This is a genomic window from uncultured Sphingomonas sp. (genome assembly GCF_964244235.1).
In the GTDB taxonomy this organism is placed as follows: domain Bacteria; phylum Pseudomonadota; class Alphaproteobacteria; order Sphingomonadales; family Sphingomonadaceae; genus Sphingomonas.
The window spans coordinates 17,200-33,687 of the sequence record NZ_CAXTII010000003.1; the positions used below are offsets into that span (position 1 = coordinate 17,200).

Genomic DNA, 16,488 nt, shown 5'->3' on the forward strand with positions numbered 1-16,488 from the left:
TCAATGCCCACGCAGCGACGCAACGGTCGCGGGTGGCGGACGCAGAAACGGGGTTGCATGCGGCCGGCCGGGGCGAATGGCGGTGCCGTGCCGAAGCGCCATTCGCAAGAGCGCAAAAAAGGCGCGGCTTCCTGCCGATTGTCCGGCGTCCCACTCGGGGTGCCATTGCACCGCCAGGACATCGGCTCCGCATGGATTCGCCGAGATCGCCTCGATCAGACCGTCATCGGTCGCCAATGCCTCGATCGACAACCCGCCCCCAAGCCGATCGATGCCCTGTTCGTGCACCGAATTGACCGTCAGTCGGCGTGACCTGGTAGCGGTCGATAGCGCCCCGCCGTCCGTCAGAACCACGTCGTGACGGTGATCGAACAATCGTTCATATCGGTTTCCCACGAGCCCAGATGATGCCGGCCCGCGCATCGTTCGCTCGACAAGGTCCCGCCGAACAGGACATTGATCTCCTGCAAGCCACGGCAAACGCCGTAGACAGGCTTGCCCGCCTCGATCATGCGTCCGGCAAGCGCCAGTGCGACTTCGTCGCGCGTCTCGTCCAGCGTCTGCACGGTTCGCGCGTCGCCCCCATAGCGACGCGCAGCGATATTGGACCGCGATCCGGTGAGCAACAGGCCGTCGAGGATCTGCGAGATCGCGAGGATGTCGCCAGCGTTGCTGCTGGTCGGGACCAACAGCACCGTCGCGGCCGTCAGCATCGACAGCGGCTCGAGGAACCGACTGGCCACGACCTGTACTGCACGTCCCGCTATTTCGTTGCAGCATAGCAACCCGACGACGGGGCGACGATCTGCCATCACCGGCCTCCGCGGCGGTCAAGCGTGTCGCGAACCGCCGTCCCGGCCCCGGCGGACAACTGAATTGCCTCCGGCTGAACGACGACCGTATCAGGCGCGACGTCGGACAACAGCCAGACGTTGCCGCCGATCATCGACCGGTCGCCGATCCTAACGGGTCCGAGGATCGTAGCGCCGGCATAGATGACGACATCGTCGCCGACGACCGGATGGCGCGCGTTGCCACCGATGGTGTCGGTCGAACCCGATCGGAACGCCGATCCCGCGCCGAGCGTCACGTGTTGATACAACCGAACCCGCCGCCCGATGATCGCCGTCTGGCCGATGACGACACCGGTGCCGTGATCGATGAAGAAATGCGACCCGATCCTGGCCCCCGGGTGAATGTCGATACCGGTACGCTCGTTGGCCAGTTCGGAAATGATTCGAGCGACGATGGGCGCACCGAGCGAGTCGAGTTGATGGGCGACCCGGTGGTGGAGGCTGGCGATCGCGCCCGGATAGCAGACCAGCACCTCGTCGACGCTGCGCGCCGCCGGGTCGGCGAGAAACGCGGCCTCCACATCGCTGTCCACCAGCCGCCGGACCTCACCAAGCGCCGCGCCGAACAGGCGCACGACGGTTGACGGCTGGTCGATCTCGAATGACTGGCTCGACTCGTATTGCCAATAACCGAACTCGGCAGCGATCTGCCCCTCCAGCGCGGCGAACGCGCTCATCAGCTTGGCAGCGACGAATGTGTCTTCCGCGGCGCCAGTACCACGGAAGCTTCCCAAGCGCCGTGGATAGATCGCCGAAAACAGAACATCCAGAATACCGGCGAGGATGGCGCGCGACGGGAAACTGTCGACGTCCCGGTTTTCGTCCTTCCGCACGCGCCATGCGCTTCGGGCGGCTGCCAATGCCTCGACCGCATTACCCAGGAACGGCGACGGTGCCTGGCGCGCCATGGTGAGCGCGCTCACGCGCCGACCCTAGCACAGGACATAGCCGGCAATAGATGATCCAGGGGCATGGCCGATCCCTCCTGTCAGGACCATACTCCCCCAATCGCCTGGGATATGAAAGAATTCCTTCGTGTCGTGAAAGTGGCACCTGTCGGACGGTGCGGTATCCAGTATCGAGGGAAACCAAATGCGGCCGTAATTTGTGACGCGAACATATGTCAGTCAAAAAAGCGTGCTATAGAGATGCCATCGGACGGGGGTGGGGCAAGGAAATGGTGGTGCGTACCGATGGCGGCAAACCGCGCTGGTCGATCGTCGTGTCCTGTTACAACGAAACCGCGTTTATCGGTCGGACGATCGCGCAGGCCGGCGTTTCGTTTCAGTCGATTCTGGTCGACAACGCGTCTACCGATGGATCCGAGGCGCTGTGCGGATCGCTGATGGTCGCGGCACCGCATATCGACGCGCTTTTCGTCCGCGAGGGGCGACCTGGGCCGAGCCATGCGCTGAAAGCCGGGTTCGACCGGATCGATACGCCGTTGGTCGCCTTGTGGAATACGGACACCTGGTATCCGTCCGATTACCTTGCGTGCGGAGGCGATGCTGCGCCGACCGGGCATCGTCGCCGCTATGGCGATCGATATCTGTGCCGCCCCCGCCGGCCTGCCGGGCAGTTGCGACGCAGGCACAAGCGGCTGGCCACTCGGCTGATGCCGCGCCAGCCGCATACGGGTACCTTCGGCCAGTGTTTTCGTACCGGGGCATTGCGCGTCACGGGCGGGCCACGGGCGGAAGCATGGCCCTCGGTGCTGGACGACCACGAATTGATGCAGCACGTCCACAAGATCGGCGCACCGCGCGATTGCTCGGATCAATCTGCATGCCGTGCGACAGACGCAGCCATGACTACCGGTTCCTCGCGGGCCGCTTCCGGGTGCGAGGAATGGCGAATGCCAATCTGCGCGAGCGTGCCTGCGCCGAGACGCCGAGCATGTCGCGCCCTGCGATCGGCCAGCGTGCCACCGGAAACGCAGCATTGCCGATTTCCTCCGTTACCGCCGCGATCGAAGGCGGCTAGTCTGCACGTCGTCAACAGGGAGATATCTTCATGCGCACCATGCTCACCACCGCTTTCGCCGCCACGCTGGCATTGTCCTGCGCCGGTGCTGCCCCGCTCGCCGCACAGATGGCGACGCCCGATCAGCTCCATGGCAACGGTACGCCGACGGACGTTGCCGCCGGCACTTATGCCGTCGAGCCCTACCATACCCAGGTGACGTTCAGCGTCAGCCATATGGGCATCTCGCCGTTCGCGGGTACCTTTTCGGGCGGTAGCGGCACGCTGACGGTCGATCCGGCAAAGCCCGACAGCGCAACGGTCACGGTCAGGATCCCGACCAGGAGCGTCCAGACCACCAGCAGCAAGCTGACCGAGGAACTGAACAGCGCCGACTGGCTTGACACCGCGAAATATCCCGATGCGGTCTTCAAATCGACCGCGGTTCATACCCGGGGGCCCGGTGCCATGATCGAGGGTATGTTGACGCTCCACGGCGTGACCAAGCCCGTCGCATTATATGCCCGCTTCTTCGGTGCCGGCACCAACCCGATGAGCAAGAAGGCGTCGGTCGGCTTTCTCGGTCGGATCACGATCAAGCGGTCGGACTTCGGCGTCACCAAATATGTCCCGATGGTGTCGGACGATACCGTGCTGATCGTGAATGCGGCGTTCGAGAAGCAGTGAACGCCGATACACCGCCGGGAAGTCACGACCGTCCGGCGGTGTGGCCGCACTGGACAAGCTGCGTGGCGACCGGGTAATATTATCCATATGACGCGTCGTCGCCTCTCGTTCCTTCGACTTACGCGCCCTTAGGCGCGCCGTCCGACCGTGCGGGTGACACCGCACATCGCGCCTGAGGGTTTTTGCCGCTCCCGAATTTGCCGAGAGACCAAAACCATGCTGCGCGATCCTTCGTCCAAATACCGTCCTTTCCCCCCGATCGATCTGCCCGACCGCCGATGGCCGTCGAGGACCATCGTCAAAGCACCGCATTGGCTCTCCACCGATCTTCGCGACGGCAACCAGGCGCTGGTCGATCCGATGGATGCGGAGAAGAAGACGCGGCTGTTCGATCTGCTGGTGAAGATCGGATTGAAGGAGATCGAGGTCGGCTTCCCGAGCGCCGGCGCGACGGATTTCGACTTCATCACTGGCCTCGTCGCCTCCGGTCGCGTTCCCGACGACGTCACGATCCAGGTCCTGACCCAATCGCGCCGCGACCTGATCGAAACCAGTTTCGCCAGCCTGGACGGCGCGAAGACCGGGATCGTCCATCTGTACAACGCGGTCAGCCCGGCCTGGCGCACCATCGTGTTCGGCATGAGCCGCGCGGAGGTGAAGCAGATCGCGATCGATGGCGCCAAAGTGCTGCGCGACGAGGCGGCAAAGCGGCCGGGCACCGACTGGCGGTTCGAATACAGCCCGGAGACCTTCTCCACCGCGGAACTCGATTTCTCGGTCGAGGTCTGCGAGGCGGTCATGGATATCCTCCGGCCGACCCCCGAACGCCCGCTGATCCTGAACCTTCCCGCCACCGTCGAATGCGCGACGCCGAACGTCTATGCCGATCAGATCGAATGGTTTGGGCGGCATATCCGGAACCGCGACAGCGTGCTGCTGTCGCTTCATACGCACAACGATCGCGGGACCGGCGTCGCCGCGGCCGAGCTTGGCCTGATGGCAGGCGCGGACCGGATCGAGGGATGCCTGCTCGGCAATGGCGAGCGCACCGGCAATTGCGATCTCGTGACGCTGGCGCTGAACATGTACACGCAAGGCGTTGATCCGGGCCTCGATTTGTCCGACATCGATGCGGTCGTCAACACCGTCACCTATTGCACCAACCTCCCCGTCCACCCGCGCACGCCCTATGCGGGTGAGCTGGTCTTCACCGCGTTTTCGGGCAGCCATCAGGACGCGATCAAGAAGGGTTTCAGCGCGCAGGCGGCGCGCAACGATACGCTGTGGGAGGTTCCCTACCTCCCGATCGATCCCGCCGATCTCGGCCGCAGCTACGAAGCCGTGATCCGGGTCAATTCGCAAAGCGGCAAGGGCGGGGTCGCCTGGGTGATCGAACAGGACAAGGGGCTGAAGCTTCCCAAGCGGCTCCAGGCCGATTTCAGCCGCCACGTCCAGACGCTCGCTGACGAGACCAGCCGCGAACTGAACGCCTGGGACATCTGGGGCCGGTTCGAGGCGACGTACCTGCCGCGCCCCACCGACCGTTTCGTCCTGCGCGATTACGAGGAAAGCGGCACCGCCGGCCAGCGGCTGTTCGTCGGCCGGGTCGCGGTTGACGGCGAGGAGCGATCGATCGCAGGACGCGGCAACGGCCTGATCTCGGGTGTGGTCGCCGCGCTCGGTGAGAGCACGGGGCAGGTTCTCGACGTGGTGGACTATAACGAGCACGCGATCGGCCACGGCGCGGACGCGCAGGCGGCGGCGTATGTGGAATGCCGGACCGCGGACGGGCGGACGGTGTTCGGCGTAGGGCTCGACACCGACATCGCGACCGCGAGCGTGCGGGCGGTCCTGAGCGCGGCGAACCGGGTCTCGGGCGTCGTCAACCGTCCGCGCGAGCATACCCGACCTTCGGAAGTGGACGAAGTGGACACTATGCAGGGGTCGGAAACGCACCCTGCAAAATCGAAACGGGTTTCGAAGGCCAGTGCGCGGTGAGACGAGCATCATCGACATCCGCCGGGGGTCGCACGGAAAATCCAACATTGCGAGGGGAGCGGGGCGACGCGACTGCGGGGGTGGAGCGGACGCATGACCTCTACCCACTAGTTGCCGTTCGCGCTTCTTGTGGCACGCATTAAAGGCCGGCATGATACATATGGCCTTTACGACGCGGGGTGTGCAAATGCGGACAATGTTCGTTGGGCTCTTGGCGATAGCAGTGACCGCACTGCCTTCGGCGGTACGCGCGCAGGCAACGACGCGGCAGTGCGGCACGATCGAGGAAGCAGGCCCTGCCTGCCTGCTCGCCCATCGACAGATATCGGCGTTACCCAAGGGCGCGGTGTTCTGGCACATCGACCGTTTCGCGTCGAAGAACGTTGCCCAAAGCGCCGGCGGGACGGACAGCGTGGTGGTCGAAGCGTTCGGATCGACGTGGCTTTTCACGCTGGCAAAAGCTGGATGGCGATCCAAAGGCGGTGAGCGCGTCTCCGTCGTCGGGCCCCTTCCGGTCGCACCCGCCGCAACCTATGCCGCTGAATATCTCCGGTCGATCTTCAGTCCCGGTACGACGGCGCCGCTCCATGTACACTCCGGCCCGGAAGCGTTCTACGCTGTCAGCGGTGATACCTGTCTGGAAACGCCGGACGGCGTCAAGATCGGGCGAGGGCCGGGCAACAGCTTGATGATCAAGGCAGGACCGCCAATGCTTCTGATGGCGATCGGTACAATTCCCCGGCAAGGCTTCGCGCTTATCCTTCACGATGCCAGCCAACCACCTACGACGTTAACCCAAATGTGGCATCCGGATGGCCTGTGCGCGCGGCAGCTTTCGGTGGATCGAGCCCATTAGCGGCTCATCGACTGTCGCTCGACCGTTGCGTCACCGCCCCCGCACCACTTCGCAACCGATCCGCGCGTCGGGATACACGTCGGTCTTCATAGTCCGCACCGTGACGCTCCGCACCCGCGTGTCGTCGAGGCAAAGCACGGCGATCGTCTCGCACAGCGTTTCCTGCAGTGCGAAGCGGCGGTCGGCGGCTAGCGTCAGGATGCCGGTGCGCACGAAGTCGTAATCCAGCACCTCCTCGATCGCGTCTGCGCTGGGCGGGGTCGGGTAGTCGATCGTCATGCGGACGGAGATGGTGACGCGCTGCGGTTCGGCTTCATGGTCGTAGATGCCGAGACGGATCATGACGGTGAGGTCGTCGAGGATGGTGGTGAATTCAGCCATCGGCACCCTCGAACATCACGTCGCGCTCGCGCCGCAGGAAGCGCTGGCCGCAATCGACGTACAGCGTCTGGCCATGGACCCCATGTGCGGTCATCAGGAACGACACCGCAGCGGCGATGTCGGTGGGGTCGACCGGGCGACGGAGCAGGTTCTCGCTTGCCACCGCCCGGAATTCGCCCTCGGTCTGGTCGCCGCTCGGCAACGACAGCCCGGGGGCGACCGCGTTGACCGCGATGCGGGGGCCGATCGCCTGCGCCAGCATCGTCGTCGCGCCCGCCAGCGCGATCTTGCCCGCGGTGTAGGAGAAGAAGTCGGGATTCAGGTTCGCCACTTTCTGGTCGAGAATGTCGATCACCGCGCCGTCGGCGATGTCGTCCTGTCGTGCCATTGCGGACGCCAGCAACACCGGGGACGAATGCCCGATCGCATATAGCCGCGCCAGCAAGCCGGGATCGAGCGCCGGCGGCGTGTCGTATGCGAACGTGGAGGCGCAATTGACCAGACCGTCGATCGCCCCGCCCGCCGCCGCACGCGATCTCGCGAACAGATCGTCGATCGCGCCGGTATCGGCAAGGTCGCCCTGCACGACCCCAACCGCGCCGATATCGTCCGCCAGTGTCCGCGCCGCTTCGCCCGACGAACCATAATGGATCACGACATGATGCCCGTCGCGAGCCAGCCGCCGCGCTAGGGTCGCCCCAAGGCGCTTGGCCCCGCCGGTCACCAATATGGTTCGCGCCATGCCGGTTACGATCCCCGCATCAACGCCAGCACTTCCTTGCGGCTGCGTTCGTCGTCGCGAAAGACGCCCATCATCCGGCTCGTTACCATCGATACGCCAGGCGTCCGCACCCCGCGCGCGGCCATGCAGGCATGGCTCGCCTCGATGACGACGGCGACACCGTGGGGTTTGAGATTTTCCCAGATGCAATCGGCCACCTCCGCGGTCAGCCGCTCCTGGACCTGCAGCCGACGCGCGAACGCGTGGAGCACGCGTGCCAGTTTCGAGATACCGACGACATGGTCGCGCGGCAGATAGGCGATATGCGCCTTGCCGATGATCGGTGCCATATGGTGTTCGCAGTGGGACTGGAACGGGATATCGCGCAGCAGCACCAGCTCGTCATAGCCGCCAACCTCTTCGAACACACGCGCCAGATGGTGCCCGGGGTGATCGGCATAGCCCGAACAATATTCCCGCCAGGCCTTGGCCACGCGGCGCGGGGTGTCGATCAGCCCTTCGCGATCGGGATCATCGCCGGCCCAGCGGATCAGCGTCTTGATCGCATCGGTTACCTCCGCCGGGACCGCGATTGCATTCACCGGCCCGGGTGAGCCACCTCCATCGGGCGAAACGTCGTTCGCGTTCATTGCGCAGACCGGCGCGCAAGACCACCATGGTTACCGAAGTCCACCAACCCACAAGTTCTAATTTGCAACTGTCTCATTCCGGCACTCCAAGCCTTGCCCTCAGAATTACAACGAAAAAGCGATCGACGATCCAGTCATCACGTCGCAGCTTCTCCATACTCGAATAACGAAATCCGACGATCCGGTACAAATCGGACGCGGAACAGAGGGGATGCTAGCATGAAGAAGTCCGAACTGCTCGCCGCAACTGCGTTCATGCTGCTCGGGGTTACACCCGCCATGGCGCAGACCGCAGCCACACGAGCGGCGCGAGCGACAAGTTCCTCGTCAATCCGCGCGGGCGTAGCGATGCAGTGATCATCAAGGACATCACCAACGGATCGAACTGCGTCGTCGTACCTAAGGGCGCGGGCGGCGCGGCGTGGGCCAACGGGTATGTCACCGCCGTCAATGCGGCGGTCGGATTGCAGGGGCCGACCGCGATTCCAACCGTGGCGGCGACGGGGGCCTTCGGCATTTGCAGTGTCCTGAACACCATGCCGCCGCCCCAGGCGTACAGGTGCTCGACGGCGTCGGCCTGAATATCCGGAACAACATGCTGCCCCGGGCACCGACCTATAAGTTTTCGGTCGGCGCACAGTATACGATCGATCTCGGCAACGGCATGAACATCGTGCCGCGCGCCCACCTGAACTATACCGGCAATTTCTACGCCAGCATCTTCAACCAGGATATAGACCGCATTCAGGGGTATGATGTCATCAACACGCAGGTTCAGCTGAATGCGCGCAACGATCGCTTCTATGCCCGCGGCTTCGTCCGGAATCTTACGAACAACAACGGGATCACCGGGCAGTATGTGACCGACCAGTCTTCAGGACTGTTCACCAACATCTTCACGCTGGAACCGCGTCGCTACGGCGTGGCGGTCGGGTTCAAGTTCCGACCGACGCCTTGCCGCGTGCCGGGCGAGACCCCCGCACGGCACGCGGCAAGGCGATACAGAGAGTGACATCCGCGAAAAGGCGGCGCAAAAGACGGGCACGTCGGTAAGGCGTGAGTCCAGAGAGGCCGGGTCCGCCGGCGACAACAGGAAGGAATGCGATGGCTACCACTACGAAGACGGGTGGCATTCACGCCCCGGTCCAGCCCTCCCCCGAGCTTGGCGCGATCGTCGGCAACGAAAAGCTGCCGCGCAGCCAGGTGATCAGCAAGGTCTGGGACTATATCAAGGCGCACAAGCTCCAGAATCCGGAGAACAAGCGCGAAATCCTCGCCGACGAGAAGCTGAAGAAGGTTTTCGGTCGCGACAAATGCACGATGTTCGAGATGAACAAGTATATCTCGCAGCACGTAAAGGCCTGACCGGCCGAGCGGGGGACGGCGCACGCCGCGCCCCCGCTCCATCGTCGTCACCACTGTTACCGGGCGACGCCTGCGGCGAAACTGGTGTCCCCGAGTGGATTCGAACCACCGGCCTGCGGTTTAGGAAACCGTCGCTCTATCCGGCTGAGCTACGGGGACATGGCATGTCCGATACCGCGGGCGATGTCGGGGGGCAATGGCGCGCAGGCCTTGCCACCGGCCACTCCCACCGGTTCGATCATCCACACCTCTCGTCACCCCGAGCCCGACCCGGAGCCCCGCTTCGTCTACGTCGCCGAAGAAGCGGGGCCCCGGCTCGAGGCCGGGGCGACGAGAAGGTGTCGCGCTGGCGAGATAGCTGGCCGTTAATGCTTCGTTTGCGGCGGCACGATCGGCAGCAGCAACGGCAACACCGGCACGCCGTCGTCGACCAGCGCTTTCGCTTCGGCCGGCGAGGCCTGGCCGTGGATCGTCGCTGGCGTCTCGTCCCCGTCGTGCATCGCACGCGCGCGGTCGGCAAAGGCGGTGCCGACCCACTCGGAGGCTTCCAGCGCCTTCGCCTGCGCGGTAGCCAGCGCCTTCAACAGCGTCTTGGCCTCGCGGGGTTGCAGGCCCGCCGCGGCGCGGTTGGCCTTGGCGGGGATGTTGGGGGCCATCAGCGCCTTTGCGACGTCGGCATCGTCGCAGATCGGACAGCGTACCTGATACGCTGCCGACTGCGCCTCGAACGCTGCGCTGGAGGTGAACCAGGCCTCGAACACATGCCCGCGGGAGCAGCGCAGGTCGAAGACGATCAATTGACGGCGACCGGCGGAATGGAACGCCGGTGCGCGCGCACCGGAATGCGTCCCCGCACGTCCGCGATTCGCGCCAGGTCGATCTCCGCGAAGCCGAGACCGGGCGCGTCGCCCATGTCGAGCAACACCTCGCCCCAGGGATCGATCACCAGCGAATGACCGAAGGTCGCACGGCCGTCGGCGTGCAGTCCGGTCTGCGCCGCGGCGACGACGAACGCCCCCGCCTCGATCGCCCGTGCGCGCATCAGCACGTGCCAGTGCGCCGCGCCGGTCGGGCGCGTGAAGGCGGCGGGAATGGCGAGGATGTCCGCCCCCGAATCGCTGAGCGCGGCATATAGCGAGGCGAAACGCAGGTCGTAGCAGATGCTCAGTCCCAGCATCCCCACGGGCGTATCGACCACCACGGCACCCTCCCCGGCCGCATAAGCCGCAGATTCGCGCCACGACTCGCCGCCAGGCAGATCGACGTCGAACAAATGCAGCTTGTCGTACCGTGCGCGAACCTCGCCCCGGTCGTCGATCACGAATGCGCGATTGGCGTAGCGTCCGTCGGCGCGCCGGATCGCAAGCGAGCCGACATGCACCCAAACACCTGCCTTCGCCGCCGCCGCGCGGACCGCCGCCAGCACAGGGTCGGCATTCTCGGCAACGATCGACGTTGCGGCACGTGCGCGGTCCCGGTCGATCAGTCCCGACATCTCGGGCGTGAAGACCATGCCCGCGCCCCCTTCGGCAGCCGCTGCGACTGCATCGACCAGCGTCCGGGCGTTGATGGCGGGATCGATCCCGCTGGTCATCTGGAGAATGCCGATCCGCATCAGCCGAGCAGCGGGTCGAGCTTCCCTGCGCGATCCAGCGCGGCGAGATCGTCCGACCCGCCGATATGCGCGCCGTCGATGAAGATCTGCGGCACGGTCGATCGCCCTTGCGCGCGGTCGAGCATCTCGGCCCGCTTCGTGCGGTCCATCGTGATGTCATATTCGTCCGGATCGACGCCCTTGCCGGCGAGCAACTGCATCGCGCGCGCGCAATAGGGGCAGAATGCCTTGGTATAGATTTCGACTTTGGCCATGCATGGGAAATGTGGCGCGCCGCCGACCTTGTCAATCGGTGCCGTCGACGACCCGGGTCCAGCACAGGACCGACACCGACGTCGCCCCAGCCCTCAGCAAGACACGCGCGCAGGCACCGGCGGTGGCACCCGTGGTGTAGACATCGTCGACCAGCACGACCGCCCGGCCCTTGACCCGCGCCGGATCGACGACGGCGAACGCGCCCGCCACGATCTCGGCCCGCTTGCGCCGGCTCATCGCCCGCATCGACGGCGTGGCGCGGCGGCGGACGAGGACATGGCGATCGACCGGGACCCGCGTACGCTTCGCCAGCGCATCGGCGATCAGCGCCGCCTGATTGTAGCCGCGCGACCAGAGCCGCCAGCGGTGGAGCGGCACCGGCACCATCAGCGCCGCGTCGGCGGGCATCAGCCGCTGCATCTGTCGCGCCATGGTCTGCGCGATCGATATCCGCCGGCCATATTTGAGCCGCAGCGCGAGGATGCGCGCGGTGTCGCCATAGGCCACCGCCGCGCGAACGCCGTCATGGGCGGGCGGATTGGCGAGGCAGGCGGCACAACGCGCGCCTGGTCCACGATCATACGCGAAGGGCCGATGGCAGGTCGCGCACCAGGGCGGCGCGATGAAGCGCAGGCCGCCCCAGCAGGCGGCGCAGAAATGATGGTCCTCGCCGACAGGAATGCCGCAGCCGGCACAGCGGGGCGGGAGTGCGAGGCGGCCGATGGCGTTTATCGGGGCGAGCCAGCGGGGCATGGCCGAAGGTTGCGCGGCAGGGGCGTGTGGCAGCAAGCGGGGTTGGGCCGGATTCCGATGGATCGGCCGGAGCAGAGGGTTGTGGCGATTGCGATTGCGCTTGCCCCCTCCCTTTACCCCCCCGGCGAAGGCCGGGGCCCAGTTGCCACGGTTTCGGTGACGCAGGACATTGCGCCCCCGCGATCGTCCCGCCGCTGGGCCCCGGCCTCCGCCGGGGAGGGAAAGAAAGGCCGATCTCGAATGCTTGGTACGCTCGGCGTCGAGTGCCAGGAGCCGGCTACCGTTAGCCGGGCAACGGATGCCGAACGCGATCAGCGCTGGTGGCGATCGCGTCGCCTACGATATAGACGGCATATGACCCCCGACATCTTCGACCGCAGCGCGCGCCGCCAGCGCCGCGACCGCGCCGCGCCGGCATACGCGGCACACGACTTCCTGCGCGCGACGATGCTGGACGGGATCGCCGAACGGCTGGACAGCGTGACGCGCGATTTCGACGATGTCCTCGATCTCGGCAGCTTCGACGGCGCGTTCGTCCCCCCGCCCGGCGCGCGGGTCGCACGCGTTGATCCCGGTGCCCGGTTCGCGCGCGCGAGCCGCGGCGTGCAAGGGGACGAGGACCGCCTGCCCTTCGCGGACGCCGCGTTCGACCTGGTGGTCAGCGCGGGCGTGCTCGATCAGGTCGGCGATCTGCCCGGCGCGCTCACGCTGGCGCGGCGGACGCTACGGCCCGACGGTCTATTCATCGGTGCGTTCGTCGGCGCGGGCAGTCTGCCCCAACTACGCGCCGCGCTCCGGACGGCGGAGTCGGAAAGGCCGGTCGCGCGGCTGCACCCGCAGGTGGATGTGCGATCGGCGGGCGACCTGCTGGTCCGCGCCGGCTTCGCGCTGCCCGTCGCGGATGTCGAGACGCTCGACGTCGGCTATCCCGACCTGTTCCGGCTGATCGAGGATTTGCGCGGGATGGCGGCGACGAACATCCTGGTCGATCGCACGCCGATGACCCGTGGCGTGTTGGCCGGCGCGGCGGCGGCGTTCGCGGCAAGCGCGGGGCCGGACGGGCGCGTGCGCGAACGGTTCGATATCGTCTACCTCACCGGCTGGGCACCCGATCCGTCGCAGCCCGTGGCGGCGAAGCGCGGCAGCGCGACGGTTTCGATCGCGGGGATGTTGGGTAGGCGGACCTGACTTGCTCCCCTCCCGCTTGCGGGAGGGGGGAAGAAGCTAAGCCACCTCCACCACCAGCTTCCCGATCGCGCCGCGCGCGGCCATCTTCGCGATCGCATCCCCGCCGCGGGCCAGCGGAAAGGTTTCGGTCACGCGGGGCGCGATCTTGCCCTCCTCCCACAGGCGGAACAGGTGATCCATATGCGCCGCGTTCGCCTTCGGATCGTGCGCCGCGAACGCGCCCCAGAACACGCCGCACACGTCGCAACTCTTCAGCAGGGTCAGGTTGAGCGGCAGTTTCGGGATGCCCGCGGGGAAGCCGACGACGAGATACCGCCCTTCCCAGCCGATCGAGCGCAAAGCGGGCTCCGCATAATCGCCGCCGACCGGATCGTAGATGACGTCGAAGCCACCCTTCCCGCCCGCCGCCTTGAACTGGTCCGCCAGCGCCTTGGACTGCGCCTTGTCGAACGGCGCGCGCGCGTAGACGATCGTCTCGTCCGCGCCCGCTTGGCGAGCCGCCGCCGCCTTCTCGTCCGACGACACCGCCGCGACGACGCGTGCGCCGAACGCCTTGCCAAGTTCGATCGCGGCCAGCCCCACGCCACCAGCCGCGCCCAGCACCAGCAACGACTGCCCCGCCTTCAGACGGCCGCGGTCGAGCAGTGCGTGGATCGTCGTGCCATAGGTCAGGATCAGCGACGCGCCCTCCGCGAAGCTGCGCCCTTCGGGCAGCCGATACATCCGCGCGGGGTCGACGACGACCTTCTCGACCAGCCCGCCATTCCCGATCATTCCGATGACCCGATCGCCGATTGCCCATCCCTCGACGCCGTCACCCACCGAATCGATCACGCCCGCGATCTCGCCGCCCGGCGCGAAGGGCCGTTCGGGCTTGAACTGATACCTGTCCTCGATGATCAGGACGTCCGGATAGTTGATCGCACAGGCGCGGACCGCGACGACGACCTGACCCGGCCCCACGACCGGATCGGGCGCGTCGCTCAGTTCCAGTGTTTCGGGTCCGCCGACCGCCCTAGACAGCAATGCCTTCATAACCGCGCCTCTCCGCAATCCAGGGGCGGCTTTCGTTGACCGCGCCTTCGTATTTCGAAATCGCGGTATCCCTTGCCAGCGTCAGGCCGATCTCGTCCAGCCCTTCCATCAGGCATTGCCGGCGGAACGGATCGAGCGTGAAGGCGAAGCGGTCCTGGTACGGCGTCGTGACGGTCATCGTCTCGAGGTCGATCGTGATCGGCTGGCCTTGCGCGACCTCCATCAGCCGGTCGATCGCCTCCTGCGGCAGGACGACGGCAACAATCCCGTTCTTGAACGCGTTGCCCGAAAAGATGTCGGAGAAACTCGGCGCGATCACCGCCTTGATGCCCATGTCGGCGAGCGCCCAGGCGGCATGTTCGCGGCTGGAGCCGCAACCGAAATTGTCGCCCGCGATCAGGATCGGGCTGCCCGCATAGGTCGGATCGTCGAAGATGTTGCCCGGCTGCGAGCGCACCGTCTCGAACGCGCCGCGGCCGAGACCGGTGCGAGTCACCGTCTTCAGCCAGTGCGCAGGGATGATGACGTCGGTGTCGACGTTCTTCGCCCCCCACGGGTACGCTCCCCCGGAAACCGCGAGGACCGGCTGCATCCGATCAGTCCGCGCGCGTGGTCGCGGCAGCGGCGCGCGTCGTGGCGGCATAGGCGAACACGCCGCTCATCACCGCACCCATGACCAGCAACGCAAAAACCTTCTTCATGACATTCTCTCCATTTTCAAACCGTCATCAGATCGCGGACATCGGCCAGCCGCCCTGTCACCGCCGCCGCCGCCGCCATCGCCGGACTGACCAGATGCGTCCGTGCGCCCGGCCCCTGGCGGCCGACGAAGTTGCGGTTGCTGGTCGACGCGCAACGCTCGCCGGGCGGCACCTTGTCGGGGTTCATCGCCAGGCACATCGAACAGCCGGGCTCGCGCCATTCGAAGCCGGCACCCAGGAAGATGCGATCCAGCCCCTCGGCCTCGGCCTGACGCTTCACCAGCCCCGAACCGGGGACGACCAGCGCCCGCACGCCATCGGCGACGTGGCGGCCGTTCGCGACCGAGGCGGCGGCGCGCAGATCCTCGATCCGGCTGTTGGTGCAGCTGCCGATAAAGACGTGCTGAACGGCGACGTCCTGCATCGCCGTACCCGGCGTCAGTCCCATATAGTCCAGCGACTTGCGGGCGGCGGCCTGTTTCGACGGGTCGGCGAAGCTTTCCGGATCAGGTACGACGCCGGTGATCGCGACCACATCCTCGGGGCTGGTACCCCATGTCAGTGCGGGGGCGATGTCGCTCGCATCCAGCCTTACGACGCGGTCGTACGCAGCGCCGGGGTCGCTCGGCAGCGTTCGCCAATACGCCATCGCGCGGTCCCAGGCCTCACCCGTCGGTGCCATCGGCCGGCCCTTCAGATACGCGAACGTCCTGTCGTCCGGTGCGATGAGCCCAGCCCGTGCGCCACCCTCGATCGACATGTTCGCGACCGTCAGCCGACCCTCGATCGACAGGCTGCGGATCGTGTCGCCGGTATATTCGATGACATGCCCCGTGCCGCCCGCCGCGCCGATCCGGCCGATGACCGACAGGATCACGTCTTTCGCACTGACCCCGAAGCCCAGAATACCCTCGACGCGAACCTCCATCGTCTTTGACGAGGTCAGCAGCAACGTCTGCGTGGCGAGGACATGCTCGACCTCGCTCGTCCCGATCCCGAACGCCAGCGCGCCAAGCGCACCATGCGCGGAGGTGTGACTGTCGCCGCAGACCAGGGTCGTACCGGGCAGCGTGAAGCCCAGTTCCGGGCCGATGACATGGACGATCCCCTGTTCGGCGGCGGTGGCGTCGATATAGTCGATGCCGAACTCGGCGGTGTTGCGCTGGAGCGCGTCGAGCTGCTGCGCGCTTTGGGCATCCGCGATCGGCAAAATCCGTCCGGCGGCATCGACGCGCCGGGTGGTCGGCAGATTATGGTCGGGCACCGCCAGCGTCAGTTCCGGGCGGCGTACCCGCCGGCCGTTCGCGCGCAGGCCGTCGAACGCCTGCGGGCTGGTTACCTCGTGGACCAGATGGCGGTCGATATAGATCAGGCACGTCCCGTCGTCCCGGCGTTCGACGACGTGCGCGTTCCAGATCTTCTCGTACAGGGTTTGCGGACGCGGGTTCATGACGATGTTCGCGTTAA

At 66.1% G+C, this 16,488-nt stretch carries 21 protein-coding genes, 1 tRNA gene and 2 pseudogenes; 10 read left to right on the forward strand and 14 right to left on the reverse strand.

Going from position 1 to position 16,488, the window contains the following annotated elements:
• The 3 genes from ACFE7D_RS01050 to epsC are packed head-to-tail and all read right to left on the reverse strand — an operon-like array spanning position 1 to position 1,777.
• Entirely contained in the window at positions 1–354 is a 354-nt protein-coding gene (locus tag ACFE7D_RS01050; RefSeq protein WP_375393575.1) for a gamma-glutamyl-gamma-aminobutyrate hydrolase family protein, read from the reverse strand.
• The gene (locus ACFE7D_RS01055) at positions 345–812 is read right to left on the reverse strand and encodes a gamma-glutamyl-gamma-aminobutyrate hydrolase family protein (protein ID WP_375393576.1); all 468 of its coding nucleotides are present in this window, start codon (positions 810–812) and stop codon (positions 345–347) included. Before ACFE7D_RS01055 ends, ACFE7D_RS01050 begins: the two co-directional genes overlap by 10 nt.
• On the reverse strand, positions 812–1,777 hold the full coding sequence (epsC, locus tag ACFE7D_RS01060; RefSeq protein WP_375393577.1) for a serine O-acetyltransferase EpsC: 966 nt from the start codon (positions 1,775–1,777) through the stop codon (positions 812–814). Before epsC ends, ACFE7D_RS01055 begins: the two co-directional genes overlap by 1 nt.
• A 254-nt stretch (positions 1,778–2,031) precedes the next feature.
• Here epsC and ACFE7D_RS01065 point away from each other — a divergent pair.
• The 5 genes and pseudogenes from ACFE7D_RS01065 to ACFE7D_RS01085 form a co-directional block, all read left to right on the forward strand.
• Positions 2,032–2,334, forward strand: a pseudogene (locus ACFE7D_RS01065) (glycosyltransferase family 2 protein); the annotation flags it as partial.
• 305 nt (positions 2,335–2,639) lie between these two features.
• The gene (locus tag ACFE7D_RS01070) at positions 2,640–2,837 is read left to right on the forward strand and encodes a hypothetical protein (RefSeq protein WP_375393638.1); all 198 of its coding nucleotides are present in this window, start codon (positions 2,640–2,642) and stop codon (positions 2,835–2,837) included.
• A gap of 30 nt (positions 2,838–2,867) precedes the next feature.
• On the forward strand, positions 2,868–3,503 hold the full coding sequence (locus ACFE7D_RS01075; protein ID WP_375393578.1) for a YceI family protein: 636 nt from the start codon (positions 2,868–2,870) through the stop codon (positions 3,501–3,503).
• A 216-nt stretch (positions 3,504–3,719) separates the two neighbouring features.
• Positions 3,720–5,375 (forward strand): annotated as a pseudogene (gene leuA / locus ACFE7D_RS01080) (2-isopropylmalate synthase); the annotation flags it as partial.
• Positions 5,376–5,724: 349 nt separating this feature from the next.
• Positions 5,725–6,357, forward strand: coding sequence for a hypothetical protein (locus ACFE7D_RS01085; protein ID WP_375393579.1), 633 nt, complete (start codon positions 5,725–5,727; stop codon positions 6,355–6,357).
• Positions 6,358–6,387: 30 nt separating this feature from the next.
• Here ACFE7D_RS01085 and ACFE7D_RS01090 read toward each other — a convergent pair whose 3' ends face one another.
• From ACFE7D_RS01090 to folE, 3 genes are read right to left on the reverse strand one after another with little or no spacing between them, the layout of a single operon-like run.
• Entirely contained in the window at positions 6,388–6,738 is a 351-nt protein-coding gene (locus ACFE7D_RS01090; protein ID WP_375393580.1) for a dihydroneopterin aldolase, read from the reverse strand.
• Positions 6,731–7,480 carry an SDR family oxidoreductase gene (locus ACFE7D_RS01095; RefSeq protein WP_375393581.1) on the reverse strand — a complete coding sequence of 250 codons (750 nt, stop codon included), beginning with the start codon at positions 7,478–7,480 and terminating at the stop codon, positions 6,731–6,733. Before ACFE7D_RS01095 ends, ACFE7D_RS01090 begins: the two co-directional genes overlap by 8 nt.
• Positions 7,481–7,485: 5 nt before the next feature.
• Positions 7,486–8,109, reverse strand: coding sequence for a GTP cyclohydrolase I FolE (gene folE, locus ACFE7D_RS01100; RefSeq protein ID WP_375393582.1), 624 nt, complete (start codon positions 8,107–8,109; stop codon positions 7,486–7,488).
• Positions 8,110–8,328: 219 nt separating this feature from the next.
• Here folE and ACFE7D_RS01105 point away from each other — a divergent pair, with 219 nt between their 5' ends.
• The 4 genes from ACFE7D_RS01105 to ACFE7D_RS01120 all read left to right on the forward strand — a co-directional run bounded on the left by ACFE7D_RS01105 (position 8,329) and on the right by ACFE7D_RS01120 (position 9,474).
• Complete coding sequence (locus tag ACFE7D_RS01105; protein WP_375393583.1) at positions 8,329–8,466, forward strand: hypothetical protein; 138 nt, start codon at positions 8,329–8,331, stop codon at positions 8,464–8,466.
• Positions 8,463–8,690 (forward strand): hypothetical protein, encoded by a 228-nt coding sequence (locus ACFE7D_RS01110; RefSeq protein WP_375393584.1) that lies wholly within the window; start codon positions 8,463–8,465, stop codon positions 8,688–8,690. The genes ACFE7D_RS01105 and ACFE7D_RS01110 overlap by 4 nt, the downstream gene beginning before the upstream one ends.
• Entirely contained in the window at positions 8,669–9,121 is a 453-nt protein-coding gene (locus ACFE7D_RS01115; protein WP_375393585.1) for a hypothetical protein, read from the forward strand. Before ACFE7D_RS01110 ends, ACFE7D_RS01115 begins: the two co-directional genes overlap by 22 nt.
• A 92-nt stretch (positions 9,122–9,213) precedes the next feature.
• Entirely contained in the window at positions 9,214–9,474 is a 261-nt protein-coding gene (locus tag ACFE7D_RS01120; protein ID WP_174286612.1) for an SWIB/MDM2 domain-containing protein, read from the forward strand.
• Positions 9,475–9,556: 82 nt separating this feature from the next.
• Here the strand turns inward: ACFE7D_RS01120 and ACFE7D_RS01125 are convergent.
• From ACFE7D_RS01125 to ACFE7D_RS01145, 5 genes are all read right to left on the reverse strand, one after another.
• Positions 9,557–9,633: transfer RNA gene (locus ACFE7D_RS01125), tRNA-Arg, on the reverse strand.
• A gap of 206 nt (positions 9,634–9,839) precedes the next feature.
• Positions 9,840–10,271 carry a DUF1178 family protein gene (locus tag ACFE7D_RS01130; RefSeq protein ID WP_375393586.1) on the reverse strand — a complete coding sequence of 144 codons (432 nt, stop codon included), beginning with the start codon at positions 10,269–10,271 and terminating at the stop codon, positions 9,840–9,842.
• Positions 10,268–11,089, reverse strand: coding sequence for a carbon-nitrogen hydrolase family protein (locus tag ACFE7D_RS01135; protein ID WP_375393587.1), 822 nt, complete (start codon positions 11,087–11,089; stop codon positions 10,268–10,270). Before ACFE7D_RS01135 ends, ACFE7D_RS01130 begins: the two co-directional genes overlap by 4 nt.
• Positions 11,089–11,343 (reverse strand): glutaredoxin 3, encoded by a 255-nt coding sequence (gene grxC / locus ACFE7D_RS01140; protein WP_375393588.1) that lies wholly within the window; start codon positions 11,341–11,343, stop codon positions 11,089–11,091. Before grxC ends, ACFE7D_RS01135 begins: the two co-directional genes overlap by 1 nt.
• 31 nt (positions 11,344–11,374) lie before the next feature.
• The gene (locus tag ACFE7D_RS01145; protein WP_375393589.1) at positions 11,375–12,097 is read right to left on the reverse strand and encodes a ComF family protein; all 723 of its coding nucleotides are present in this window, start codon (positions 12,095–12,097) and stop codon (positions 11,375–11,377) included.
• 354 nt (positions 12,098–12,451) lie between these two features.
• On the opposite strand from ACFE7D_RS01145, the gene ACFE7D_RS01150 reads away from it, so the two are divergent.
• Positions 12,452–13,285 carry a class I SAM-dependent methyltransferase gene (locus ACFE7D_RS01150; RefSeq protein WP_375393590.1) on the forward strand — a complete coding sequence of 278 codons (834 nt, stop codon included), beginning with the start codon at positions 12,452–12,454 and terminating at the stop codon, positions 13,283–13,285.
• 36 nt (positions 13,286–13,321) lie between these two features.
• Here ACFE7D_RS01150 and ACFE7D_RS01155 read toward each other — a convergent pair whose 3' ends face one another.
• The 3 genes from ACFE7D_RS01155 to leuC all read right to left on the reverse strand — a co-directional run bounded on the left by ACFE7D_RS01155 (position 13,322) and on the right by leuC (position 16,471).
• A complete protein-coding gene (locus ACFE7D_RS01155) occupies positions 13,322–14,320 on the reverse strand; it encodes an NADPH:quinone oxidoreductase family protein (protein WP_375393591.1) in 999 nt (332 codons plus the stop codon).
• A complete protein-coding gene (gene leuD / locus ACFE7D_RS01160; RefSeq protein ID WP_375393592.1) occupies positions 14,301–14,912 on the reverse strand; it encodes a 3-isopropylmalate dehydratase small subunit in 612 nt (203 codons plus the stop codon). The genes ACFE7D_RS01155 and leuD overlap by 20 nt, the downstream gene beginning before the upstream one ends.
• 125 nt (positions 14,913–15,037) lie before the next feature.
• Positions 15,038–16,471 carry a 3-isopropylmalate dehydratase large subunit gene (leuC, locus tag ACFE7D_RS01165; protein WP_375393636.1) on the reverse strand — a complete coding sequence of 478 codons (1,434 nt, stop codon included), beginning with the start codon at positions 16,469–16,471 and terminating at the stop codon, positions 15,038–15,040.
• Between the last annotated feature and the right edge of the window lie 17 nt (positions 16,472–16,488).

Excerpts from the sequence above, each read along its gene's own strand:
- ACFE7D_RS01155 (WP_375393591.1), bottom strand. The coding sequence starts at position 14,320 with ATGAAGGCATTGCTGTCTAGGGCGGTCGGCGGACCCGAAACACTGGAA.
- folE (WP_375393582.1), bottom strand. The coding sequence starts at position 8,109 with ATGAACGCGAACGACGTTTCGCCCGATGGAGGTGGCTCACCCGGGCCG.
- leuD (WP_375393592.1), bottom strand. The coding sequence starts at position 14,912 with ATGCAGCCGGTCCTCGCGGTTTCCGGGGGAGCGTACCCGTGGGGGGCG.
- grxC (WP_375393588.1), bottom strand. The coding sequence starts at position 11,343 with ATGGCCAAAGTCGAAATCTATACCAAGGCATTCTGCCCCTATTGCGCG.
- ACFE7D_RS01150 (WP_375393590.1), top strand. The coding sequence starts at position 12,452 with ATGACCCCCGACATCTTCGACCGCAGCGCGCGCCGCCAGCGCCGCGAC.
- leuC (WP_375393636.1), bottom strand. The coding sequence starts at position 16,471 with ATGAACCCGCGTCCGCAAACCCTGTACGAGAAGATCTGGAACGCGCAC.
- ACFE7D_RS01055 (WP_375393576.1), bottom strand. The coding sequence starts at position 812 with ATGGCAGATCGTCGCCCCGTCGTCGGGTTGCTATGCTGCAACGAAATA.
- ACFE7D_RS01135 (WP_375393587.1), bottom strand. The coding sequence starts at position 11,089 with ATGCGGATCGGCATTCTCCAGATGACCAGCGGGATCGATCCCGCCATC.
- ACFE7D_RS01090 (WP_375393580.1), bottom strand. The coding sequence starts at position 6,738 with ATGGCTGAATTCACCACCATCCTCGACGACCTCACCGTCATGATCCGT.
- ACFE7D_RS01120 (WP_174286612.1), top strand. The coding sequence starts at position 9,214 with ATGGCTACCACTACGAAGACGGGTGGCATTCACGCCCCGGTCCAGCCC.
- ACFE7D_RS01075 (WP_375393578.1), top strand. The coding sequence starts at position 2,868 with ATGCGCACCATGCTCACCACCGCTTTCGCCGCCACGCTGGCATTGTCC.
- ACFE7D_RS01105 (WP_375393583.1), top strand. The coding sequence starts at position 8,329 with ATGAAGAAGTCCGAACTGCTCGCCGCAACTGCGTTCATGCTGCTCGGG.
- ACFE7D_RS01145 (WP_375393589.1), bottom strand. The coding sequence starts at position 12,097 with ATGCCCCGCTGGCTCGCCCCGATAAACGCCATCGGCCGCCTCGCACTC.
- ACFE7D_RS01095 (WP_375393581.1), bottom strand. The coding sequence starts at position 7,480 with ATGGCGCGAACCATATTGGTGACCGGCGGGGCCAAGCGCCTTGGGGCG.
- ACFE7D_RS01070 (WP_375393638.1), top strand. The coding sequence starts at position 2,640 with ATGCCGTGCGACAGACGCAGCCATGACTACCGGTTCCTCGCGGGCCGC.